The organism is Streptomyces sp. NPDC107562, assembly GCF_055657325.1.
Genome location: NZ_JBVKBE010000001.1, coordinates 1,199,056 through 1,216,710 on the forward strand (window position 1 = coordinate 1,199,056; position 17,655 = coordinate 1,216,710).

Below are 17,655 nucleotides of genomic sequence, written 5' to 3' on the forward strand. Positions count from 1 at the left end.
AACACTGACTTCGGAATGAAGGACATAGGGGTCCCTTTGCTGACCGCGGTCATCACCGCGGTCCTCACTTTGGCGGGGGCGTACGCCCAGGCCCGAGGGGCGCGTGCGCAAGCGACCGCCATGCAAACGGTCTCAGGCCACGAGCATCTGCAGTGGATGCGCGAGAGCGCAGAGAACGCCTACGCCGCCCTGCTGGCCAGCAGCCTTGAGCTGGAAATGCTGCTCAGCGTCGGCAAGCTCCCGAGGAGAAGACTCGCTTGGCCATCGGGGACGTCCCGACTGCGGGTCGCTATCTGGGTGGCCAAGGCGATCGCTTGGGGCCTGTCCTTCGGACGTAGCGAGGAGCGAGCGTACCGGAGCTGGCGCACAGCAGTCGAAGAGCAAATGATCAGGATGCGGCACTCATGTGTAGTGATCGAGCTTCGTTGCCCTGCAGACATCGTTTCGGCCGCGACGTCAACGTTGAGAGCAACCCAAGGGGCAGTCGAGGACACCACACTTCTTGTAGGCCTCCCTATGTCTTACCCCACAACCTCCCACCGCCCGGAAGCGGAACGCATCAGGGAAGCGCGGAGCAGCTTCATATCGGTCATGCGCCAGCAGGCTTCCGGGCTCGACTGACCCAGCCACGCCGCCGCTGGCAGCCCAATACCGCTGCTGGGGGTGCATGCTGTTCCGTGTGCACGCCTCAACCGGTGTGGTTGTCTCACACCACCGACGCCCTTTGGGTTAGCCTCGATCTTTCTTGACGGGCTGCCGACGGAGTCGGTGGCCCGTTTCGTTGTCGATGGCTGATGCTGGGCAGACCGAGGGCCCGAGTGTCGTCTCGGGTGGACGCCGGGTTCCACTGCTCCGGACTGGAACGTTCTTTCGTAGGTTCAGGAGAAGTGCTGGTCAGCCGGGGTTTGGCAGGAGTGCGAGCCGTTCGAGAGCGGTGGTGATTTCGAACGTCCAGGGCCATTGGCGGGCAGGATCCGGCGCCGGCCGGTGGTGACGAGCTGTCCGGCAGCGGAGAACAGCCGAAACCGCAGGCGACGTGGTTCCCAGAGCCTAGCCTGGCCGGTCAGGGCGAGCATGGGCATCCAGGCCAGCAGATCGAGTGCGATCTGGACGATCTCAACCAGATCTTGTTCTGCGCGGTGTCGTGCAGGGGCAGGTTCCGTAGCCCGCTCGCCCGGGCGGCCCGGATCCGGTCCTCCGCGCGGGCCCGCAGCCGGTGACGGAGCTCGAGTTCGGCGATCGGACGGTCGGCGGTGTTGGTGGCGAAGCAGGTGATCCGCATGCCGTCCGCGTCAGTGATCCTCAACTGGGCCCCGGGATGGGGACCGCTCCTTGCGGACGATCGGCGGCTATCTCGGCGCCCGCCTCCAGACGCCTGCCCCAACGCCCCCTACGCTTCCTCCTCGGCACCCTCGCCACCCTGTACGAGCCCAGACCCTCGCCTGAGCCCCGGCCGCGCACCATGAACGACGAGGACCGCCCGAGGGGAGTTCGTCATGGACACCGGACAGCGGAGAACCCTGTCCATGACGCCGCGCCTTGACTGGGTAGCGGTTCTGCTCAAGGGTTGCTGCCGGGGCGATGGGAGGGCAGTCATCCTGTCCATGACGCCGCGCCTTGACTGGGTAGCGGTTCTGCTCAAGGGTTGCTGCCGGGGCGATGGGAGGGCAGTCATGGTGACGCTGACGGAGTTCACAACCGACGATGTCGAGCGGAGCCAGCGGTTTGGCAGTTGGTGCGACCTGACGTCCGGCACGCTCGTTCCGAACGCTCTGCGCACCGACCACGAGGAGGACTTTCGAGCCAGTCTGCGCGTGATGGACCTTGGTGCTGTGCAGGTGTCGGCCGTGACGTACCCGTCGCTTGTCACGTCCAGGACCGCCAAGTTGATCCGAAGGTCCGACCCTGAAGGCTTACAGCTGATGCTGAACCTGCAGGGAAGCCACCGGATGATTCATGGAGGCCAAGACGCAACCAGCACTGCAGGCGAAATGATGCTGTACGACACCTCGCGGCCGTGGCAAGGGTGGGCTGGTACGGACCGTGGCCAGGTCGAGGGCGTCCTTTTGCAACTGCCCCGCACTTTGCTGCCGCTGAAGGCTGACCGGCTCCGTTCACTCCTGGCCAGGCCTCTTCCAGGCGCGTGGGGCGTGGGCGCGCTTTTGGCTGGCTACCTCAGACAACTAGCGACTGGGCCGCACTCCTACGCCGCAGCCGATGGCCCTCGGCTCGCCACGGTCGCCGTGGATCTGCTCATCACGGTGTGCGCACATCATCTGGATGCCGAAGCCGCCGTGCCGCCCGAGGTTCACCACCGGGTCCTCCTCAAGCGAGTGCACGACTTCATCGACCATCATCTCCCCGACCCAGACCTCACTCCTGCCGCAGTTGCCGCCGGATGCCAAGTGTCGTTGCGTCATCTGCACCGGCTCTTCGAGGACGAGGACCTCACCGTGGCCTCGACAATCCGTCGGCGCCGGCTAGAGCAGTGCCGCCGTGACCTGACCGACCCTCACTATGTACGGCCGATAAGCGTGGTAGCGGCACGCTGGGGATTCACCGATGCCGCCCACTTCAGCCGCATATTTCGCAGCGCCTACGGTATGTCCCCCACCGACTACCGCAGTGGCCGGCACGCGCCACCGGCCGACTGAGGCGTGCGGAAGCAGCCGCAGCCGGCTCTCCGTACGTCAGGGGATGAGAAGGCACCGGCACTTGGCTGGCGCCAGGCGGCCTCATTATTTGACGAACCTGCCTCGGCAGGAGTCCTCGCCGCGATCGTCCTTACGCTCCTGGAAGACGATCACTCTGTTGGTCAAGGTGCGGCGCGCGATGGGCGGACGAAACCGGCGCGGGCCGTGGGTGGCGGGAGCGCCGTGGCCGCCCGCGCTGGCGGCCACGGCGTAGTCACTGCTTCCGTACACCCTCACGCGACCGCAGCGTTGATCGGCAAAGCTACGGCCAGCATGAGGGTGACTGGGCCCACTGGGGCGCGTCGCCTGTGCAACCACCGCAGCTGACGCTGCGCGCTGACCCATCAGAGGCCACGGACGGCTCTCAGGACGTTGCCCTGCGGAGCGCCTGCACTGGCTCAGTCCTCGCTCGAAATGAAGACCTACGACCCAATACCGTGCGTCCTGATAGACCGGCAGGTGGTAATGGGGTCTGCAATCCGGTACGGACTGTCAGGGAATCGACCTGGTCCGACAGGTGGGCGCAATCAGACCCTTCTCGCAGATTTCGATTTTGTAGGTGTGCGAATTCCTACTTCCGGTGCCGCATCCGGCGCTGCTTCCGTTGCCATCGTGCACAGTGCCGTTTCCTGTGCCGGTGAAGAAGTACGCATAGACCCCGTTGCCGTCAGCCTCGTTGTCACAGACCTCGAACGTGCTGTATCCGTTGGAGAGATTACTGACACATGCTCGGTCCGAGCCCTCATAGATGCAGAAAGTCCCGGTAGCCGCTGCGGCAGAGCTGCCGGCGGAGGCTGCTCCTGCCATCGGCACCACGGACAGCGCGGCACCAGCCAGGACAGCAGCAATTCTTTTGAGCATCTTCGCCCTTCATTCTTTGGTTGTGCTTCTTTGCTAATTCGGCGCAAGCGTAGGTGGTAAAGGTCACTCGTTGTTGTTCGTGAGTGCCGTGGTGTTGATGATCTGTGCCAGTTCGGATGACCCATGGGAGAGGACCCTGCATCTCGGGTACCCAAGGCGCATCCAGCGCTTGAACTGGTGGCGGAGGGCGAAGGTCTGCTCGACGACGTAGCGGAGTTTGTCCAGTCCCTTGATGTTCGGGGCGCCCTTGCGGGAGATCACGGGCATGATTCGGCGGTGCCGCAGCTCGCGCCGTACGGCCTTAGAGTCGTACGCCTTGTCCCCCAGGACGGAGGCGGGGCCGCGGCGCGGCCGACCCGGGCGCCCGGCCACCGGCGGGATGCCGACGACCAGGGCGAGGGTCTGGGTGATGTCGTTGACCTTGGCCGCGGTGGTGATGACCTTGAGCGAGGTGCCGCGGGCGTCGCAGATCAGATGGTGTTTGCTGCCCGCCCTCGCCGAGTCCCGTATCGTTCGCGACTGCTTCGAGCGCGAGGAGATACCTGCTGTGCGGAGGGCGCTACTTGTAGGCCTATACGAGTCCGGACATCTGACGAGCGACTACCTCAGCAAGGTCAAGGACGCCTACGCGCACCTTCGATGGACCTGCACATTCCTGACCACCGAACCCGACATAGCCCTTCATCTCTCGATCAGGGTTTCGCCACGCCTCCTGGCTCGGCTGGCCCCCCTACGCCGCCCACACCACTGGTCAGTTTGAGAACTGCGTCAAGGAGGTCCAGGCCGCCGGGCTCTAGTCGAGGATGCCGAGGGCGGTGTCGGGCCGGCAGTGGATGCACGGCGGGACCTGCTGGCGCAGGGCGTCGAGTGCCTGCTGTCGGGTCGCCGGGCGGCAGCGCCCGCTCTGGGCCGCGGCCCAGCAGTCGCCCACGTGCACGGCGTCGACGTTCGTGTGGTTGATGCCGTACTGGACCAGCCACTCCGGCGGGGCTGGCCGCCGCTCCTCACCCCGGCGGCGTTCCGCCTCGCGTCGTTCCTCCGCGGCGATCCAGCCGTCGATGAGCCGCAGCTGCCGGGCGGCCTGCTGCTCCACGACGCGCCGCACGAAGCGCAGCGCTTCCAGACGCGAGAGCGGCTCCTGCCCACTCACCTGCTGCTCCCGGCTTGTCGTGTCGCCTCGCTTGCCCACCTATTCGAACAAGCGCTCTAATAGAAGTATGCACCGCGTCGACCACCTCACGGACACCCAGGTACGCGTCCTGGCCTGCATCCGCCGGCACTTCGCCGACCACCTCCACGCACCGACGGTCCGGCAGATCGGGGCGGCGGTCGGCATGCGCAGCAGGGCTTCGGTGCACTACCAGCTGACCGGGCTGGAAGCGAAGGCGGCGATCGTGCGCGAGCCCAGCCGGTGGAGAGGCATCCGCCTCGCATGAACAGCCCCCGCGGCTTCCATCTGCTGCTTGTCGCTCAGGGCCGGCCGGTGCAGCACGGCTGGTGGGGGAGTGAGGAGATTGCGCGCGGCGAGTTCCGGCGGTGGGTCGGCAAGTACGGCAGCATGCCCGACGCCCGCGTCACTCTCGCCGACAACGACAGCGGCCGAGTGCTGGTCACCTGGCCATTACCGGTCTTCACCTGCTCCGGGTGAAGCTCCAAAGAGCTGGATGACGCCATGGTGGCGACTGTCGGGACAGGTGAAGGCGGCGTACTCGGGCGCGGTGGGAACGGGCGAGCGATGCGATTCGAGATGCGTATCGACGGTGAAATGTCGCAGGCTCTCGCGAAGGCTTTCCCCGAGCTGGATCATGTGGTGATGGGCGGGCAGACCGTGCTGTACGGATCCGCGGGGGAGCCGTCCGAGCTGTACAGGCTCCTGCTGCGCTGTCAGTCGCTCGGGCTGCACGTGATCGAGATGCGCCAGCTGCCGGAAGAGTGATCCCGGCGCACGCATCTTGGGTATTTGCGGGGTCCCTCAAGCGTGGGTTGGCGTCGAAGTCGAAACTGCGGAGCGACTTGTCGCGGGGGAAACCCGGCGGCCTTGATCCTGCGCCCGGAGCGCCGCGGGCGTTCAGTCGCCTTCGGACTGTTCTTGCGCGTCCGTGTTGGGGGTGATGGCGTCGGCGGCCTCTCCGTGGTGCCGGCGTTCCTCGGACGACTTGTCGGTGCGGTGTCCGGCGTGCCGGATCTCGCGCAGCACCTCCTCACCGGCCGTTTCGGCGTGCTGCTCGGATTCCTCGTCCTTTTCGCCGTGTTTCATCAAGAATCCCTTCTCGGTGGTACGGCCGTTTGCGGCGGTGGTCAGGTTGTGGCGGCCGTGAGCTGGAGGGGTACTGTGCCGGGCTGTGGTGCGGTCGCGTCGCTGAGGCGGCACAGGTCCGCCCACCAGGATGCGCCGTCCTCGGTGTAGCGCAGCAGGATGCCCTCGCGGGTGGTCCATGGGCAGACGGTGGCCGTCTTCAGCCCGGTGAGTTTCATGGTGGTGTGCGCGATGAGCGCGCCCGCCAGGCTCTGCGCGGCCCGTGGCGCGGAGATCCCCGGCAGCAGGGCCCGATCCGCTGCGGGCAGCGCAGCCAGCCGGCTCGCGGCCGCCTTGAGGTCGGCGCGCCGTACCTGGCGCTCGGTGAACGGTCCCTGCCGGCCTGGTGCGGCGCCGCACAGCCGGCCCAGCTGCTGGAAGGTGCGCGAGGTGACGACCCCGGTCCGCGGCCCCTCCCAGCGGATGCGCGCCCCAGCGTCCCGCAACTGGTGGCGGACTCTGCGGCGCAGCGCGCGCAGCTGCTCCGGCGAGGGCGGCTCCTCGTCCGGAAGGAAGTCGTAGGTCAGCTGTCGTGCACCGAGCGGCAGCGACGCCACGAAGTCGGGCAGCCGGCCGCGGCCGAAGGCCACGTCGAGTGTGCCGCCCCCGATGTCCAGCAGCGCCAGCGGCCCCGACCGCCATCCCATCCAGCGCCGCGCGGCGAGGAAGGTCAGTTCCGCCTCCGTCTCGCCGGGCAGTGTGCACAGCTCCACCCCCGTGCGGGCACGGACGGTGCGCAGTACCTCGAGCCGGTTGGGGGCGTCGCGCACTACCGCTGTCGCGAAGGCCAGCGGAATGGCCGCACCCCACCGCATCGACGTCTCCGCCGCCTCGGCGACCGCGTCGGCCAGCCGGTCGACGGCTTCCTCCGGGACGGAGGCGCCAGGGGTGACGTGGTCGCACAGCCGCAACCGCCACTTGGCGGTATGGACCGGCAGCGGGACACCGCCCTCCGTGTCCGCGACTACGAGCCGGACCGGCCGATGTCGCCTACACCCTCTGCGTGTCGACGGGTACGAAGAACGTGCAGCAGGCGTTGTCCGCTGCGCGCTTGCAGCTGAACGGCCCGGCAGCGGCTGTAAGTGTCGGTGATCCTTCCGTCGGAGGAGGACGCCCGGTTGTCGCCTGAGGCCTCGCGCCGTCGATCCAGGCGCGCATCCCGAGCGTCCGCGGGTCCCTCGAGCGCGAGACGCGGGGCGGCGGTGTGGGCGCGCGTGCGGGAGGGCCAGGGCGTTGAGGTGTTCGCCGGCACCGTCGTCCGCCCTGGCCGGCATCAGCGTCCCACGTGTTGCCTGGGGCCGCTCGTCCTGTGAGGCCTTGCGGCGTCCTGTACCCAGCCCATCCGCCGTCCTTGGCACCGCTGTGTCGCACCACCGCCGGGGGCGGCGCTATTGACGCCGTCGCGGCTCAGCTCCCTACCCTGCCGCCCATTTGAACGGCGATGAGCAGCTGCTACGCGGCCGGGTCTACGGTACGGATCACGACGCGCCGCCCCCCCGGTTCGCTCCCGCATCGGACCTACGCCGAACTGGTCGACGGTCCTTTGGACGGCCTGCTCCTGGACATCCACGGCTGGCTGGCCGAAGACGTCGAGGACGGCGCGGCCCTGCGAGCTCGGTCGGTGGCCCGGCGGCCGCGCCCTGTACCACCCTCGCCGCAGTGAGGCCCGTGTACCCGGCTCTGGTGTGAGCTGCCGCTTCTACCACTACGGCGACACACCCTGACCCCAGGCTCGACCATGACACCGGTCGCCACGCCATGGGGCCAACCATGGCGGGCCGGGGGGCCGGTGATGTGGTCGAACTCGCTCACCAACGCTGCTGGCGGCACCGTTTCCGGCGGGCCGATGCACTACCTGCCCAAGGGCCTGGCCGACCGTTTCGGCAAGAACGGCAAGACCTTCGGCCAGGTCCTCGCGGTCCTCGCCTCCTTCATGATCCTGTTCTTCGGTCTGTTCGGCGGCAACCTCTTCCAGGTCAACCAGAGCTACGCGCAGCTGGTCTCCGTCGCGGGCGGTGAGGACGGCGCGGTCGGCTCTTCGACCGGCGCGCTGTTCTTCGGCATCTTGATCGCCGCTCTCGTCGGCATTGTCCTGCTCGGCGGCATCCGCTCCATCGCCAACGTCACCAGCAAGCTGGTCCCGGCCATGGCCGGCATCTACATCGCCGCTTGCCTGGTCGTCATCCTGGTGAACGTCACGGCCGTTCCGGACGCCCTCGTCTCCATCGTCGAGGGCGCCTTCAACCCGGAGGGCGTCGCCGGTGGTGTCCTGGGCGCCCTGATCATCGGCTTCAAGCGGGCCGCGTTCTCCAACGAGGCGGGTCTCGGCTCCGCGCCGATCGCGCACTCCGCGGTCAAGACCAAGCACCCCGCCAGCGAGGGCCTGGTCGCGCTGCTGGAGCCGTTCATCGACACCGTGATCATCTGCACCATGACCGCGCTGACGATCGTGATCGCCAACCCGGCCAGCTGGGCCGCGGCGCGGGAGGACCAGTCCATCGGGGGCGTCACCATCACCTCCGACGCCTTCGAGACGGTGCTGCCCTGGTTCCCGTACATCCTCACCGTCGCGGTGATGCTGTTCGCCATCTCCACTGTTCTGACCTGGGGCTACTACTGCCTCAAGGCCTGGACCCACCTGTTCGGCCGCAGCAGGGCCAGCGAGCTGACCTTCAAGGTCCTCTACACGCTGTTCGCCGTCGCCGGATCCCTGCTCACCCTTCAGACCCTGATCGACATGGCCGACGCCGTGCTGTTCATGCTCGCCGTCATCAACATCATCGGCCTCTACCTCCTCGCCCCGGTCGTCAAGCGCGAACTGAACTCCTTCCTGGAGTTCGTCCGCGCCCGCAAGGCCGGCGAGACGGACGAGGCCGGCGAAGGACAGGAGCCGGTCAAGACCACCGCCTGACCGCCTCCCACGGCCGGGCGCCCGACTCCTGGGCGGGCCTGTTCGCACCTCGCGCCTTGGTGTGGACAGGCCCGCTCGTCGTACCCGCTTTCGCGCCTTCCCGTCGTATCTGTGCTGGTGAAAGAGGCCCTGGCGGCCCGTGTCCGAAGCCGGTTAGGGTGTAAAGAACGCGTCAAAGACCCGCCTGGCCTGGGCGGAGCACGGCGCGCGGTGTGCCGGGAAGTCTGGTCGGCGTCCTAGGGCTCGTATGCCCGCAACCGACGCCCTGGAGGTCCCCTGTCATGGCCGCGAAGCCGCGCGAGCGTTACCCGTTCCTCGGACTGCTGCCACTGCCGGAACGCAACGCGGTCGCCCAGGCACTGCGCACGGAGACGGTCGGCGGGCTGGTGCTCCTCGCGGCTGCCGTCGTTGCGCTGGTGTGGGCGAACACCCCGTGGAGCGGGGCCTACGAGCAGATACGCGACTTCCACTTCGGCATACCGGCACTCGGCCTGGACCTGTCGGTGGGGCACTGGACGGCCGACGGGCTGCTCGCGGTCTTCTTCCTGGTCGCCGGCATCGAGCTAAAACGCGAACTGGTCGTCGGTGAGCTGCGCACCCCCGCCACGGCGGCCCTGCCGGTCATCGCGGCAGTGTGCGGCATGATCGTGCCCGCTGCCGTGTACGTCGCCACCGCCTCGGCGGGCGGCGGCAGCATGGACGGCTGGGCAGTGCCCATGGCCACCGATATCGCCTTCGCCCTGGCCGTGCTGGCGGTCCTGAGCACGCACCTGCCGGCCGCCTTGCGCGCTTTCCTGCTCACGCTCGCTGTCGTCGATGACCTCGGCGCCATCCTGATCATCGCGGTCTTCTTCACCAGCGACCTGAACTTCGTCGCGCTCGGGGCAGCCTTTGCCTGTCTCGCCGTCTTCTACTTGTTGCAGCGCTTCCGCGTACGGGGCTGGTGGTGGTACGTGCCCCTCGGCGTCGTCACATGGGCGCTGATGTACAACAGCGGCGTCCACGCCACCGTCGCCGGCGTCGCGATGGGCCTCATCCTGCGCACCACCCGCGACAAGAACGAGACCGCGTCCCCCGCCGAGCGCACCTCCCACCTGCTGCACCCGGTCTCCGCCGGAGTGGTGGTGCCCCTGTTCGCGCTCTTCGCCGCCGGGGTGTCAGTCACGGCCGCGTCCCTGGGGGAGGTCTTCACCCGGCCCGAACCCCTCGGTGTCGTCCTGGGCCTGGTCGTGGGCAAGACCCTGGGCATCTTCGCAGGCACCTATCTGGCCGCCCGCTTCACCCGGGCCCGCCTCAACCCGGACCTGGCCTGGGCCGACGTCTTCGCACTCGCGGTCCTCGCCGGCATCGGCTTCACTGTCGCCCTGCTCATCGGCGAGCTCGCCTTCCCCGACCCCGCCGCGGCCGAGCACGTCAAAGCTGCGGTGCTGATCGGCTCCCTCATCGCCGCAACGCTGGCAGCCCTGCTCCTCAAGCGGCGCAACGGCATCTACCGCCGCCTGTACGAGGAAGAGAACCTCGACGAAGACCACGACGGCATCCCCGACATCTACCAGCGAACAGGAGCCACCGAGCACTGACGCCACCTTGGGGGAATTCGTGGACCCGTCCGTACTCACCGTGGTGATCGTCACCGCTGCCTTGATCATCAAGACAGCCGTGGTGGAGAACCGCCGCCCGGGCAGCGCCCGCCGCGAATGGGCGTTCGCCGACGACGGCACCGCCCTGGCCGGGGGAGTGGTCGCCGGCGCAGTCGTCCTCTGCATCGGCTGCGCACAAGCCCACCACGGCGCACTGGCCTGAGCGCTACTGATCGCAGTCCTCACCGCCAACCTGCTCCACCACCGCAAGTCCCGCCCCTGACCTTCCAACGGCCGGGGCTCAAAGGGCCCGCCGGGCTCTTTGTCTCAAGCAAAGGAGCAGACGCATGTCAGCACAGCGCACGGGCCGCGCACTGACGATCACGGGAGCGCTCTTGTCCCTGGCTGGGACCGCTCTCTACATCCTGCCCGGGCCAGGCCTGCCCGTTCTCGCCCGCGGGCCTGGTGACGCTCACCTGTGGCCTAGCCACACTTGCAACCCGCCGTACCAGACCCGGACGGCCCTTCCGACAGAAACCGTGACGACAATGATCTGGCAGTGGACCGGCCTCACCGTCTTCTCTCTCACCCTGCTGCCCGCCGGGATCGCCCTGCTCACCGGGCGTGTACCGCAGAGGCTGCACGCCCGCCTGACACCCATGCGTCCGCGCGGGGTCGCCTGCCTGGCCTTCTACGCGACCGCGCCGCTCAACGCCGTGCCTCGGCTCAGTGACGCTCCCTCGTCGGTCATCGCGGCCAGCACGGCGCTGGGGATGGCGGCGGCCCTGGCCGGGTGCGCCGCGCTGATCGCCGCCGCCCAGCGGCCCGGGGCCGGTCTTCGGTGACCAGCGGCGCCGCCCGTCTCCGGCGGCATGCCTGGTCGCTTGCACTGTGGTGGTGGGTGCTGGCCGTGACGCTGTGGCTCGTTGGGCACGCACTGGGTGAGCCTGCTTCCTTCACACGATGCCTGGCTTCGGCCGCCCTTCTGGCAGGTGCCGGGGAGATCGGTGACCGGCTGCGCCGGCGCCGGGCTGTGCGCCGTCGGCGCGGCGCCACGGATAGGTGAGGGGCGTGGTTGCGGCAGATGCATCAGGTGCGGCAGGGGCCGCACGTCTCAGCCGTAAGGCAGTGCGGCTCTAGAGGCTGCGGATCACGGGCATCCGCTTGTGCCCGGCCGCGGCCGTCTCGGGCAAGTACGTCCGAGGAGAGTGAAGCAATAGGGCGTCTACAGCGGCCCAAGTGCCGATCAGCGGGACACCTGGTGGTGCACGGACCGGCTCGCACGATGGTCGGAACCCGCACCCCACGCTGACGCTTCTGCGCCGGAAAGACACCCGCCCTTGCTCGGCAGGACAGAGCAGCGGAAGCCTCGACCCTCCTCATGTTAGTGGCTAACATTAGGAGGTGGGCAGATATGACCGCACGCATGAAACCCTCCGCGCCGTCGCACTTGAGCTGTTCGCAGAACAGGGTTATGACGCCACCACGACCGCGGCCGTCGCGCAGCGCGCCGGGGTGAGCGAGATGACGCTCTTCCGGCACTTCGCCACCAAGGAGGCGCTGCTGCTGGAGGACGCCTTCGACCCGGCGGTCGCTGTCGCCGTCCGAGCCCGGCCGCCGCAGGAGCACCCGATGCGCGCGGCTGCCGAAGGTATCCGCGCGGTATGGCGCCAGCTGCCCGAGGAAGCGGTGGAGTCGGTTCGTATGCGCGTCCGGATCATCGCCGGCGCCAAGGGACTGCACGGTGCGATCGAGCGGAACAGTCAGGCCACCGTCGACCCCTCGCCGGTGCGCTGCGCGCACGCGGCACCGCGCGGACCGAGGCGAGGGTAGCGGCGAACGCCGTCGTCGCCGGACTGAGCGTTGCCCTCCTCGACTGGGCAGGCGACGGCGGTACGGCGGAAGCGAAGGCTTCCGGTGCGGCCGGACTGCGGAACGTGCTCGACCGTGTACTGGACACCCTGGGCGGCCGATGATGGCCCTCACCTTCGACGGCGTCGACGTTCGCTACCCGGGCGGCGCCGGCGTCCACGGCCTCGATCTCACCGTCGCACCGGGCGAGATCGTGGCTCTCATCGGCCTCAACGGCGCCGGGAAGACGACCCTGATGCGCCTGGCTCTCGGCATGCTGCGGCCTGCCTCGGGCGTCGTCAGGATCCTGGGCCACCTGCTGAAGGACCTCCCGCGCGCCGAGTGGGCCCACGTCGGCCAGCTCGTCTAGGTCCCGTCCGCCTACCCCGAACTCACCACACGCGAGAACCTCCGGATCGCCGCCCGATTGCGCGGAGCCGCACCCGCGACGGCGCAGGCGGCCCTCGGCGAGTGGCACCTCGACGCACTCGCCGACCGCCGCTTCGGCCGGCTCTCGCTCGGCAACCGCCAGCGCGTCGGCCTCGCCGCGGCACTTCAGCACCACCCGCGCCTCATCGTCCTCGACGAGCCGAGCAACGCCCTCGATCCCGCCGCGGTCCTCCTGCTCCGCGATGCCCTGACCTGCAGGGCGCGGGCAGGGGCCGCCGTACTCGTCAGCAGCCACCACCTCGACGAGGTCGCCCGGATCGCCCACCGCATCGTGATCATGAACGCCGGACGGCTCATCGGAAACCTCGACCCGGTAGGCACCGAACTGGAACGCGCGTTCTTCGCCCGCGTCCTGGCCGACGACGAACGGCGAACCCGCACGCACGGGGAGGTCCTGTGACCGCCACACCCGAAGTGAGGCCCATGACCGCACGGACCGCTCTGGCCGCCGCGTTCCACTGCGAGCTGCGCAAACTCACCCGCTCCCGAGTCGGCGTGCTCGGCACCGCGGTCATCGCCGGCGGCATCCTCACGATCACCGCGGCCATCAGTGGAGCCCTCGCGGGAGGCACCCCCGAACTCACCGCGAAACTCGGCCCGACCGCCACCCCGGACTGGCCGGGGCTGCTCACGATGGTCGCGCAGATCACCGGAGCCGGCGGCCTCCTCGGCTTCGGCACCGTCCTGGCCTGGATGTTCGCCCGCGAGTTCGCGGACGGCACCGTCGTCGGCCTCTTCGCCCTCCCGGTGAGCCGCGCACAGAGCGCAGCCGCGAAGCTCGCCGTGTACGGGGTGTGGCTCATCGCCCTGAACACCCTGCTCGTCGCGGGTCTCCTCGTCCTGGCACTCCTGCTCGGTTACGGTCTCCCAGACGCCGCCGCCCGGTCCGCAATCGGCCGCCAACTCCTCCTCGGCCTGCTCACCGGGCTTGTCGCGCTGCCCGTCGCTTGGGTCGCGACCCTCTCCCGCTCGCTCCTGGGCGGCGTCTCGACAGCGATCGGCCTCGTCGTCGTCGCCCAGGTCGGCGTCCTCGCCGGTGCGGTTGGCTGGCTGCCCCTTGCCGCGCCCGCCCTCTGGGCGATCGGGCACGCCGCGCCCGACGGCCCGGTCGCACCGGCGACGACGGCCCAGCTCGTCATCAGCGTCGCCTTCTCGCTCGCCTTCGCGGCGCTGACCGTGCTGGCCTGGTCACGTCTCCAACTGCGGCGCTAGAAGCGAACCGAAGCCGAAGACGCTCCGAGACAGGACACGCCCGTCACTTCGTGACCGAGGGAAGGAACACCGTGCCGAGCCGTCGGATACCCAGCGTATTTAGGGTGTCTTCCATGTGGGGGGACATGTTGCGGTAGATGAGGCGGACGCCCGACTGATGGGCCACCGCGGCGGCGCTCATCAACGGCGTACAGGCTTCGGCGCTGAGGTAGCTGACGTCCGCGAAGTCGACATCGACGATCACCGGGTCGTCGTCGAAAGCTTCGCGGAGCTTCTTGCGGATGGCGTCGACCTTGTCACGGGTCAGCTCACCGCGGAGCCGGACGATGCGGTGCCGCACCTGCGGAGAGTTGCGAGAGAAGGGCATAGGGGGCTTTCCAGACGCGCGGAATCCGTTGCCGACCAGACTTCCCGGCACACCACACGCCCTTGCAGCCCACCCAGCGTGGTGCAGCAACCCTACTGCCCCCGATTACCGCAGGCCTGGAGTGAGGGCGTGTCGGCCGGTGGCGGGGTGATCATGCTTTCCGTCCACGGGACGGTCTCGCAGCACTCGGGACGGTCTCGCAGCACACGAACATCAAGCTGCGCGAGGTTGGAGCAGATCGTGGCTTGGCCCTCGATTAGGGAGCTGCCGGACGACATACGGCAAGCCCTGGAGGTTGCTCCAAGAGAAGCAGTCCCCCGCCCACCAGGAGCCTGAACCCTAATGCGGGCCCGGGCAGGTTCACGAGGCGCGCCCGGGCCCCATTCACGCATAACAAGGAGATGCGCAATGTCTTCAACGACGATGCGCCTGGAACGTCACCAGCCTCGCGAGAATCGGCGTCGGGTGACTCCGGCACTGTTCGCTGCACCCCGGTACGGCTGCTCACACCCTTGACCTGCCCTTGCCGCGCATCGCGGACGGCCCTCTTGTTCTTTTACCGCCTGGCACACGCGCTTCTGACGGCGGGCGGGGCCGCGTAGGAAGTGGTCAGAGTTGGACGATGAGGAGGGCGGTGTCGTCGTCGGGGCCGTTCTTGCGAGGCTGTAGGGCGGTGAGGAGGGCGTCGGCGAGGGGTTCGGGGCTGAGGTGTCCGTACCTGGCGAGGTGGTGGGTGAGGCAGGCCAGTCCGGTGTCGATGTCCTGGTCGCGGCGTTCGATGAGTCCGTCGGTGTAGAGCACGAGGGTGGCTCCGGGGCGGTAGTTGAGGGTGGCTTGGGTTCTGATCGCTTCGGGTTCCAGTACTCCCAGGGGTGGGTCGGCTACCTGGTCCAGGACGTGGACGGTGCGTTTGTCGCTGTCGAGGAGGAGGGGTGGGGGGTGGCCGGCGCGGCTGTAGGTGAGGGTGTGGGTGGTTTCGTCGATGAGGGTCTGGACGGCGGTGGTGGCCAGCGCGCCTTCGACGGTGACCGCGTAGTGGGCGAGGGCCTTGAGGGCGCGGGCCGGGTGGCCTGTGGCGTGCATGGCGGTGCTCAGGGCGCTGCGGAGCTGGCCCATGATGCCGGCCGCGGTCAGCCCGTGACCGACGACGTCCCCGACCGCGACCGCGAGCCAGCCAGGTCCGAGCTCGAGGAAGTCGTACCAGTCTCCGCAGACGTGCAGCGCGCTGGTGGCGGGCCGGTAGCGCACCGCGACGTTGCTGCGTTCGCGCGTGGTGTCGGGCAGCATGGCCCGCTGCAGGCTCACCGCGATCTCCCTGTCCCGCGCGTGAGCACGCCGGAGGCGTTCGTTGAGCTCCTTGAGCTCCTGGGACCGGGCCAGCAGCGAGGCCGCCATGGTGTCCTCATCCCTCAGCGTCTCACCGTTGTGCAGAGCAGCACCGGCACGCACCAGCGCGGTGACATCCTTCAAATGCGCGATGATCAGAACGACCTGACCGTCCGGGTCCAGGACCGGCGCAGTCACGGAACTCCAGTACCGCTCCTCGGAGTGCCCGGGCCGGCCCGGGACCGGAGGGTCGTATCGCTGCGGCACCATCGCGTCCGGCTCCCGTGTCACGAGCACCCGCTGAACGGAGGCACGCAGCCGGTTACCCGGGGCCTCAGGGTGCTGCGGATCCTGCGGGAACACCTCGAACACCGAATAATCCACCAGCTCCTGGCGGGCATGGCCGGACGTGTCCAGGAAGGCCTGGGTGGCGTCCACCATCACCAGCTCCGGAGTCAGGAGCAGCGCGGGGCCTGGGAACGCACGGAAGACCGCCGTGTAATCCACAGCGAACGACGGAACCTGACCACTGCCGGGTGCGCTCATTCTCCGACGTCTACCGCCAGCCAGACCCGTTCCGCGAACCGACACTCCACACCTCGCAGCAACGACAGAAGAAGACCGGGTGGCCGTCCAGCGCGCAGGGACAGCGTCGGCGGATCAGCGGTTGGCTTTCGCCGACGACCCGGGCAGGGACGTGACCGGCCGCCAGCCGCTGTGAACAGACAAACACTGCGGTCGGTGGCCGTGTCCTCCTGCACGGGCGGAGTGGTCGTACCCAACGGAAAGACTCGAAGCCGTACGCGCAGTCGCGGTGGTGCTGGCCGCCTTCCGCGAGGCCGCGCACCCCTTGGCATTCGGCGCCCAGGACGTCGTAAGCGGTGGTGTGAGCGGCGAATGCCTGGGTCAGGGCTCCGGTCGTGCGGCGGCGGCGTGGCGGGCAAGGGCCGTATGCAACTCTCCGAGGAGTGCATCGGGTAGCGGGGCGCCCTGGGCGTGCTTGAGGATCTCTTCGGCCACCTGGGTGAGTTTGATGTTGGTGTGCTGGGAGACCTCTCGCAGCACGGTGAAGCCGTCCTGCGGTGCTATGTGTCCCAGGGCCGTCAGGACGCCGATCGCCCGGTCGACCACGGCATGGGAGCTGAGGGCCTGACGCAGCTGCTGGTTCTCCTGGCGCAGCTGTTCCACCTCAGATTGCGGGCCGCGGCCGGGTGCCGGCTTGGATGCCGCTGAGGAGGTCATGAGTTCTTCCGTGGTGTATCGAGACGAAGTCATTCTTCTCGCCTGCCCGGCATCCCCTTCCAGGATCCATCCGGCCTGTGCCCGGCACAACGCCACACCCTGCCGACCTTCTCGCGGACTCACCAATCCTCTACGCCGCCCACTCCAACCCGAGCGCAGCGAGCGCGGCGAGCGCGGCGAGCTTGTCGCTGGTGAGCTTGGCCCGGCGGGTCTTGGCGTTGGATAGGAACACCCCGAGCTTGACCTCCGTCCCGTCCGGCAGCCTCTCGACATGGCCTCGGGGACCGTCAGGGAGCCTGTGCGGGTCTTGTACTGCGGCCAGGGCTGCAACGCCCCGCTCGAAGGCGCCCACGGCCGCCGTGGACGGCTTCACGGGCGCTTCCGGCTCTGGAGCCTCCGGCCTGACGCCCACGGCCTCTAGGCGTTCGCGTTGCCCGTCCATCAGGGCTTCCCAGACATCCGGCTTTCGCTGTCGGGCGAGCCATTTCCCGATGTCCATGCCGTGCACGGTGACGCCGGGCAGGACCTCGGTCCGGTCTTCTTCGTCGCGTACGAGCTCGCGTAGTGCGGTGTAGTGGCGTTGCCAGTCCGCCGGCCACGACGGGTTCCAGTCCTCATCGACCGCCAGGAGACCAGACCCACACCGTCGCCTACGCCCAGGAACTCGGCCACAACGTATCCCCGATCGAGGCCTGGCTGCGCCGTGAGACCGGCGCCTACCTGGACCCGTGGCACAACCGGCTCAAGAACGCCTACGTCGACACCCTCGCCGACCTCGGCGTCACCAAAGACCTGGACGACCGCGCCCTTCTCGCCGCGATGGAGAGGCACCAGGCTTCGCCGCACTACACGGCATGAAAGTGGGC

At 68.5% G+C, this 17,655-nt stretch carries 16 protein-coding genes and 7 pseudogenes; 14 read left to right on the forward strand and 9 right to left on the reverse strand.

What is annotated here, in order from left to right; genetic code table 11:
* Window positions 1-894 precede the first annotated feature (894 nt).
* Window positions 895-1,343: pseudogene (locus tag ACZ7LV_RS05220) on the reverse strand (transposase); the annotation flags it as partial.
* Between the two features lie 330 nt (window positions 1,344-1,673).
* On the opposite strand from ACZ7LV_RS05220, the gene ACZ7LV_RS05225 reads away from it, so the two are divergent.
* Entirely contained in the window at window positions 1,674-2,654 is a 981-nt protein-coding gene (locus tag ACZ7LV_RS05225) for an AraC-like ligand-binding domain-containing protein (RefSeq protein WP_471935825.1), read from the forward strand.
* A gap of 963 nt (window positions 2,655-3,617) precedes the next feature.
* Here the strand turns inward: ACZ7LV_RS05225 and ACZ7LV_RS05230 are convergent.
* Window positions 3,618-4,094 (reverse strand): transposase, encoded by a 477-nt coding sequence (locus ACZ7LV_RS05230; protein WP_471936141.1) that lies wholly within the window; start codon window positions 4,092-4,094, stop codon window positions 3,618-3,620.
* Between the two features lie 253 nt (window positions 4,095-4,347).
* Window positions 4,348-4,704 carry a DUF6233 domain-containing protein gene (locus ACZ7LV_RS05235; protein ID WP_471935827.1) on the reverse strand — a complete coding sequence of 119 codons (357 nt, stop codon included), beginning with the start codon at window positions 4,702-4,704 and terminating at the stop codon, window positions 4,348-4,350.
* Window positions 4,705-4,771: 67 nt separating this feature from the next.
* Between ACZ7LV_RS05235 and ACZ7LV_RS05240 the strand changes: the two genes are divergently transcribed.
* The 3 genes from ACZ7LV_RS05240 (at window position 4,772) to ACZ7LV_RS05250 (ending at window position 5,490) form a co-directional block, all read left to right on the forward strand.
* Window positions 4,772-4,990: a LexA family protein gene (locus ACZ7LV_RS05240; RefSeq protein ID WP_471935829.1), complete on the forward strand. Its 219-nt coding sequence runs from the start codon at window positions 4,772-4,774 to the stop codon at window positions 4,988-4,990.
* Window positions 4,987-5,202: a hypothetical protein gene (locus ACZ7LV_RS05245; protein ID WP_471935831.1), complete on the forward strand. Its 216-nt coding sequence runs from the start codon at window positions 4,987-4,989 to the stop codon at window positions 5,200-5,202. Before ACZ7LV_RS05240 ends, ACZ7LV_RS05245 begins: the two co-directional genes overlap by 4 nt.
* Before the next feature lie 87 nt (window positions 5,203-5,289).
* Window positions 5,290-5,490, forward strand: a complete 201-nt coding sequence (locus ACZ7LV_RS05250; RefSeq protein ID WP_471935833.1) for a hypothetical protein — start codon at window positions 5,290-5,292, stop codon at window positions 5,488-5,490.
* Window positions 5,491-5,622: 132 nt separating this feature from the next.
* Here the strand turns inward: ACZ7LV_RS05250 and ACZ7LV_RS05255 are convergent, their stop codons facing one another.
* A complete protein-coding gene (locus ACZ7LV_RS05255; protein WP_471935835.1) occupies window positions 5,623-5,811 on the reverse strand; it encodes a hypothetical protein in 189 nt (62 codons plus the stop codon).
* 41 nt (window positions 5,812-5,852) lie between these two features.
* Window positions 5,853-6,827, reverse strand: a pseudogene (locus ACZ7LV_RS05260) (Ppx/GppA family phosphatase); the annotation flags it as partial.
* Between the two features lie 23 nt (window positions 6,828-6,850).
* Here ACZ7LV_RS05260 and ACZ7LV_RS05265 point away from each other — a divergent pair.
* The 9 genes and pseudogenes from ACZ7LV_RS05265 to ACZ7LV_RS05305 form a co-directional block, all read left to right on the forward strand.
* Window positions 6,851-6,979 (forward strand): annotated as a pseudogene (locus tag ACZ7LV_RS05265) (hypothetical protein); the annotation flags it as partial.
* Between the two features lie 302 nt (window positions 6,980-7,281).
* Window positions 7,282-7,574: pseudogene (locus ACZ7LV_RS05270) on the forward strand (hypothetical protein).
* A 95-nt stretch (window positions 7,575-7,669) separates the two neighbouring features.
* A pseudogene (locus ACZ7LV_RS05275) lies at window positions 7,670-8,761 on the forward strand (alanine/glycine:cation symporter family protein); the annotation flags it as partial.
* A 281-nt stretch (window positions 8,762-9,042) separates the two neighbouring features.
* Window positions 9,043-10,341: a Na+/H+ antiporter NhaA gene (gene nhaA, locus ACZ7LV_RS05280; RefSeq protein WP_471935837.1), complete on the forward strand. Its 1,299-nt coding sequence runs from the start codon at window positions 9,043-9,045 to the stop codon at window positions 10,339-10,341.
* Between the two features lie 7 nt (window positions 10,342-10,348).
* Window positions 10,349-10,564, forward strand: coding sequence for a hypothetical protein (locus tag ACZ7LV_RS05285; RefSeq protein ID WP_471935839.1), 216 nt, complete (start codon window positions 10,349-10,351; stop codon window positions 10,562-10,564).
* 325 nt (window positions 10,565-10,889) lie between these two features.
* Entirely contained in the window at window positions 10,890-11,186 is a 297-nt protein-coding gene (locus ACZ7LV_RS05290) for a hypothetical protein (RefSeq protein ID WP_471935841.1), read from the forward strand.
* 559 nt (window positions 11,187-11,745) lie between these two features.
* On the forward strand, window positions 11,746-12,174 hold the full coding sequence (locus ACZ7LV_RS05295) for a TetR/AcrR family transcriptional regulator (protein ID WP_471935843.1): 429 nt from the start codon (window positions 11,746-11,748) through the stop codon (window positions 12,172-12,174).
* A 142-nt stretch (window positions 12,175-12,316) separates the two neighbouring features.
* Window positions 12,317-13,042, forward strand: a pseudogene (locus tag ACZ7LV_RS05300) (ABC transporter ATP-binding protein).
* Window positions 13,043-13,065: 23 nt separating this feature from the next.
* Window positions 13,066-13,854 carry an ABC transporter permease gene (locus ACZ7LV_RS05305; RefSeq protein ID WP_471935845.1) on the forward strand — a complete coding sequence of 263 codons (789 nt, stop codon included), beginning with the start codon at window positions 13,066-13,068 and terminating at the stop codon, window positions 13,852-13,854.
* Window positions 13,855-13,897: 43 nt separating this feature from the next.
* Here ACZ7LV_RS05305 and ACZ7LV_RS05310 read toward each other — a convergent pair whose 3' ends face one another.
* From ACZ7LV_RS05310 to ACZ7LV_RS05325, 4 genes are all read right to left on the reverse strand, one after another.
* The gene (locus ACZ7LV_RS05310; RefSeq protein WP_471935847.1) at window positions 13,898-14,194 is read right to left on the reverse strand and encodes an STAS domain-containing protein; all 297 of its coding nucleotides are present in this window, start codon (window positions 14,192-14,194) and stop codon (window positions 13,898-13,900) included.
* A 636-nt stretch (window positions 14,195-14,830) separates the two neighbouring features.
* Window positions 14,831-16,054 (reverse strand): PP2C family protein-serine/threonine phosphatase, encoded by a 1,224-nt coding sequence (locus ACZ7LV_RS05315; RefSeq protein ID WP_471935849.1) that lies wholly within the window; start codon window positions 16,052-16,054, stop codon window positions 14,831-14,833.
* Window positions 16,055-16,453: 399 nt separating this feature from the next.
* Window positions 16,454-16,789: an ANTAR domain-containing protein gene (locus ACZ7LV_RS05320; RefSeq protein ID WP_471935852.1), complete on the reverse strand. Its 336-nt coding sequence runs from the start codon at window positions 16,787-16,789 to the stop codon at window positions 16,454-16,456.
* A 130-nt stretch (window positions 16,790-16,919) separates the two neighbouring features.
* The gene (locus ACZ7LV_RS05325; protein ID WP_471936143.1) at window positions 16,920-17,468 is read right to left on the reverse strand and encodes a helicase associated domain-containing protein; all 549 of its coding nucleotides are present in this window, start codon (window positions 17,466-17,468) and stop codon (window positions 16,920-16,922) included.
* On the opposite strand from ACZ7LV_RS05325, the pseudogene ACZ7LV_RS05330 reads away from it, so the two are divergent.
* Window positions 17,417-17,623: pseudogene (locus tag ACZ7LV_RS05330) on the forward strand (hypothetical protein); the annotation flags it as partial. The gene ACZ7LV_RS05325 and the pseudogene ACZ7LV_RS05330 sit on opposite strands and share 52 nt — an antisense overlap.
* Window positions 17,624-17,655 lie beyond the last annotated feature (32 nt).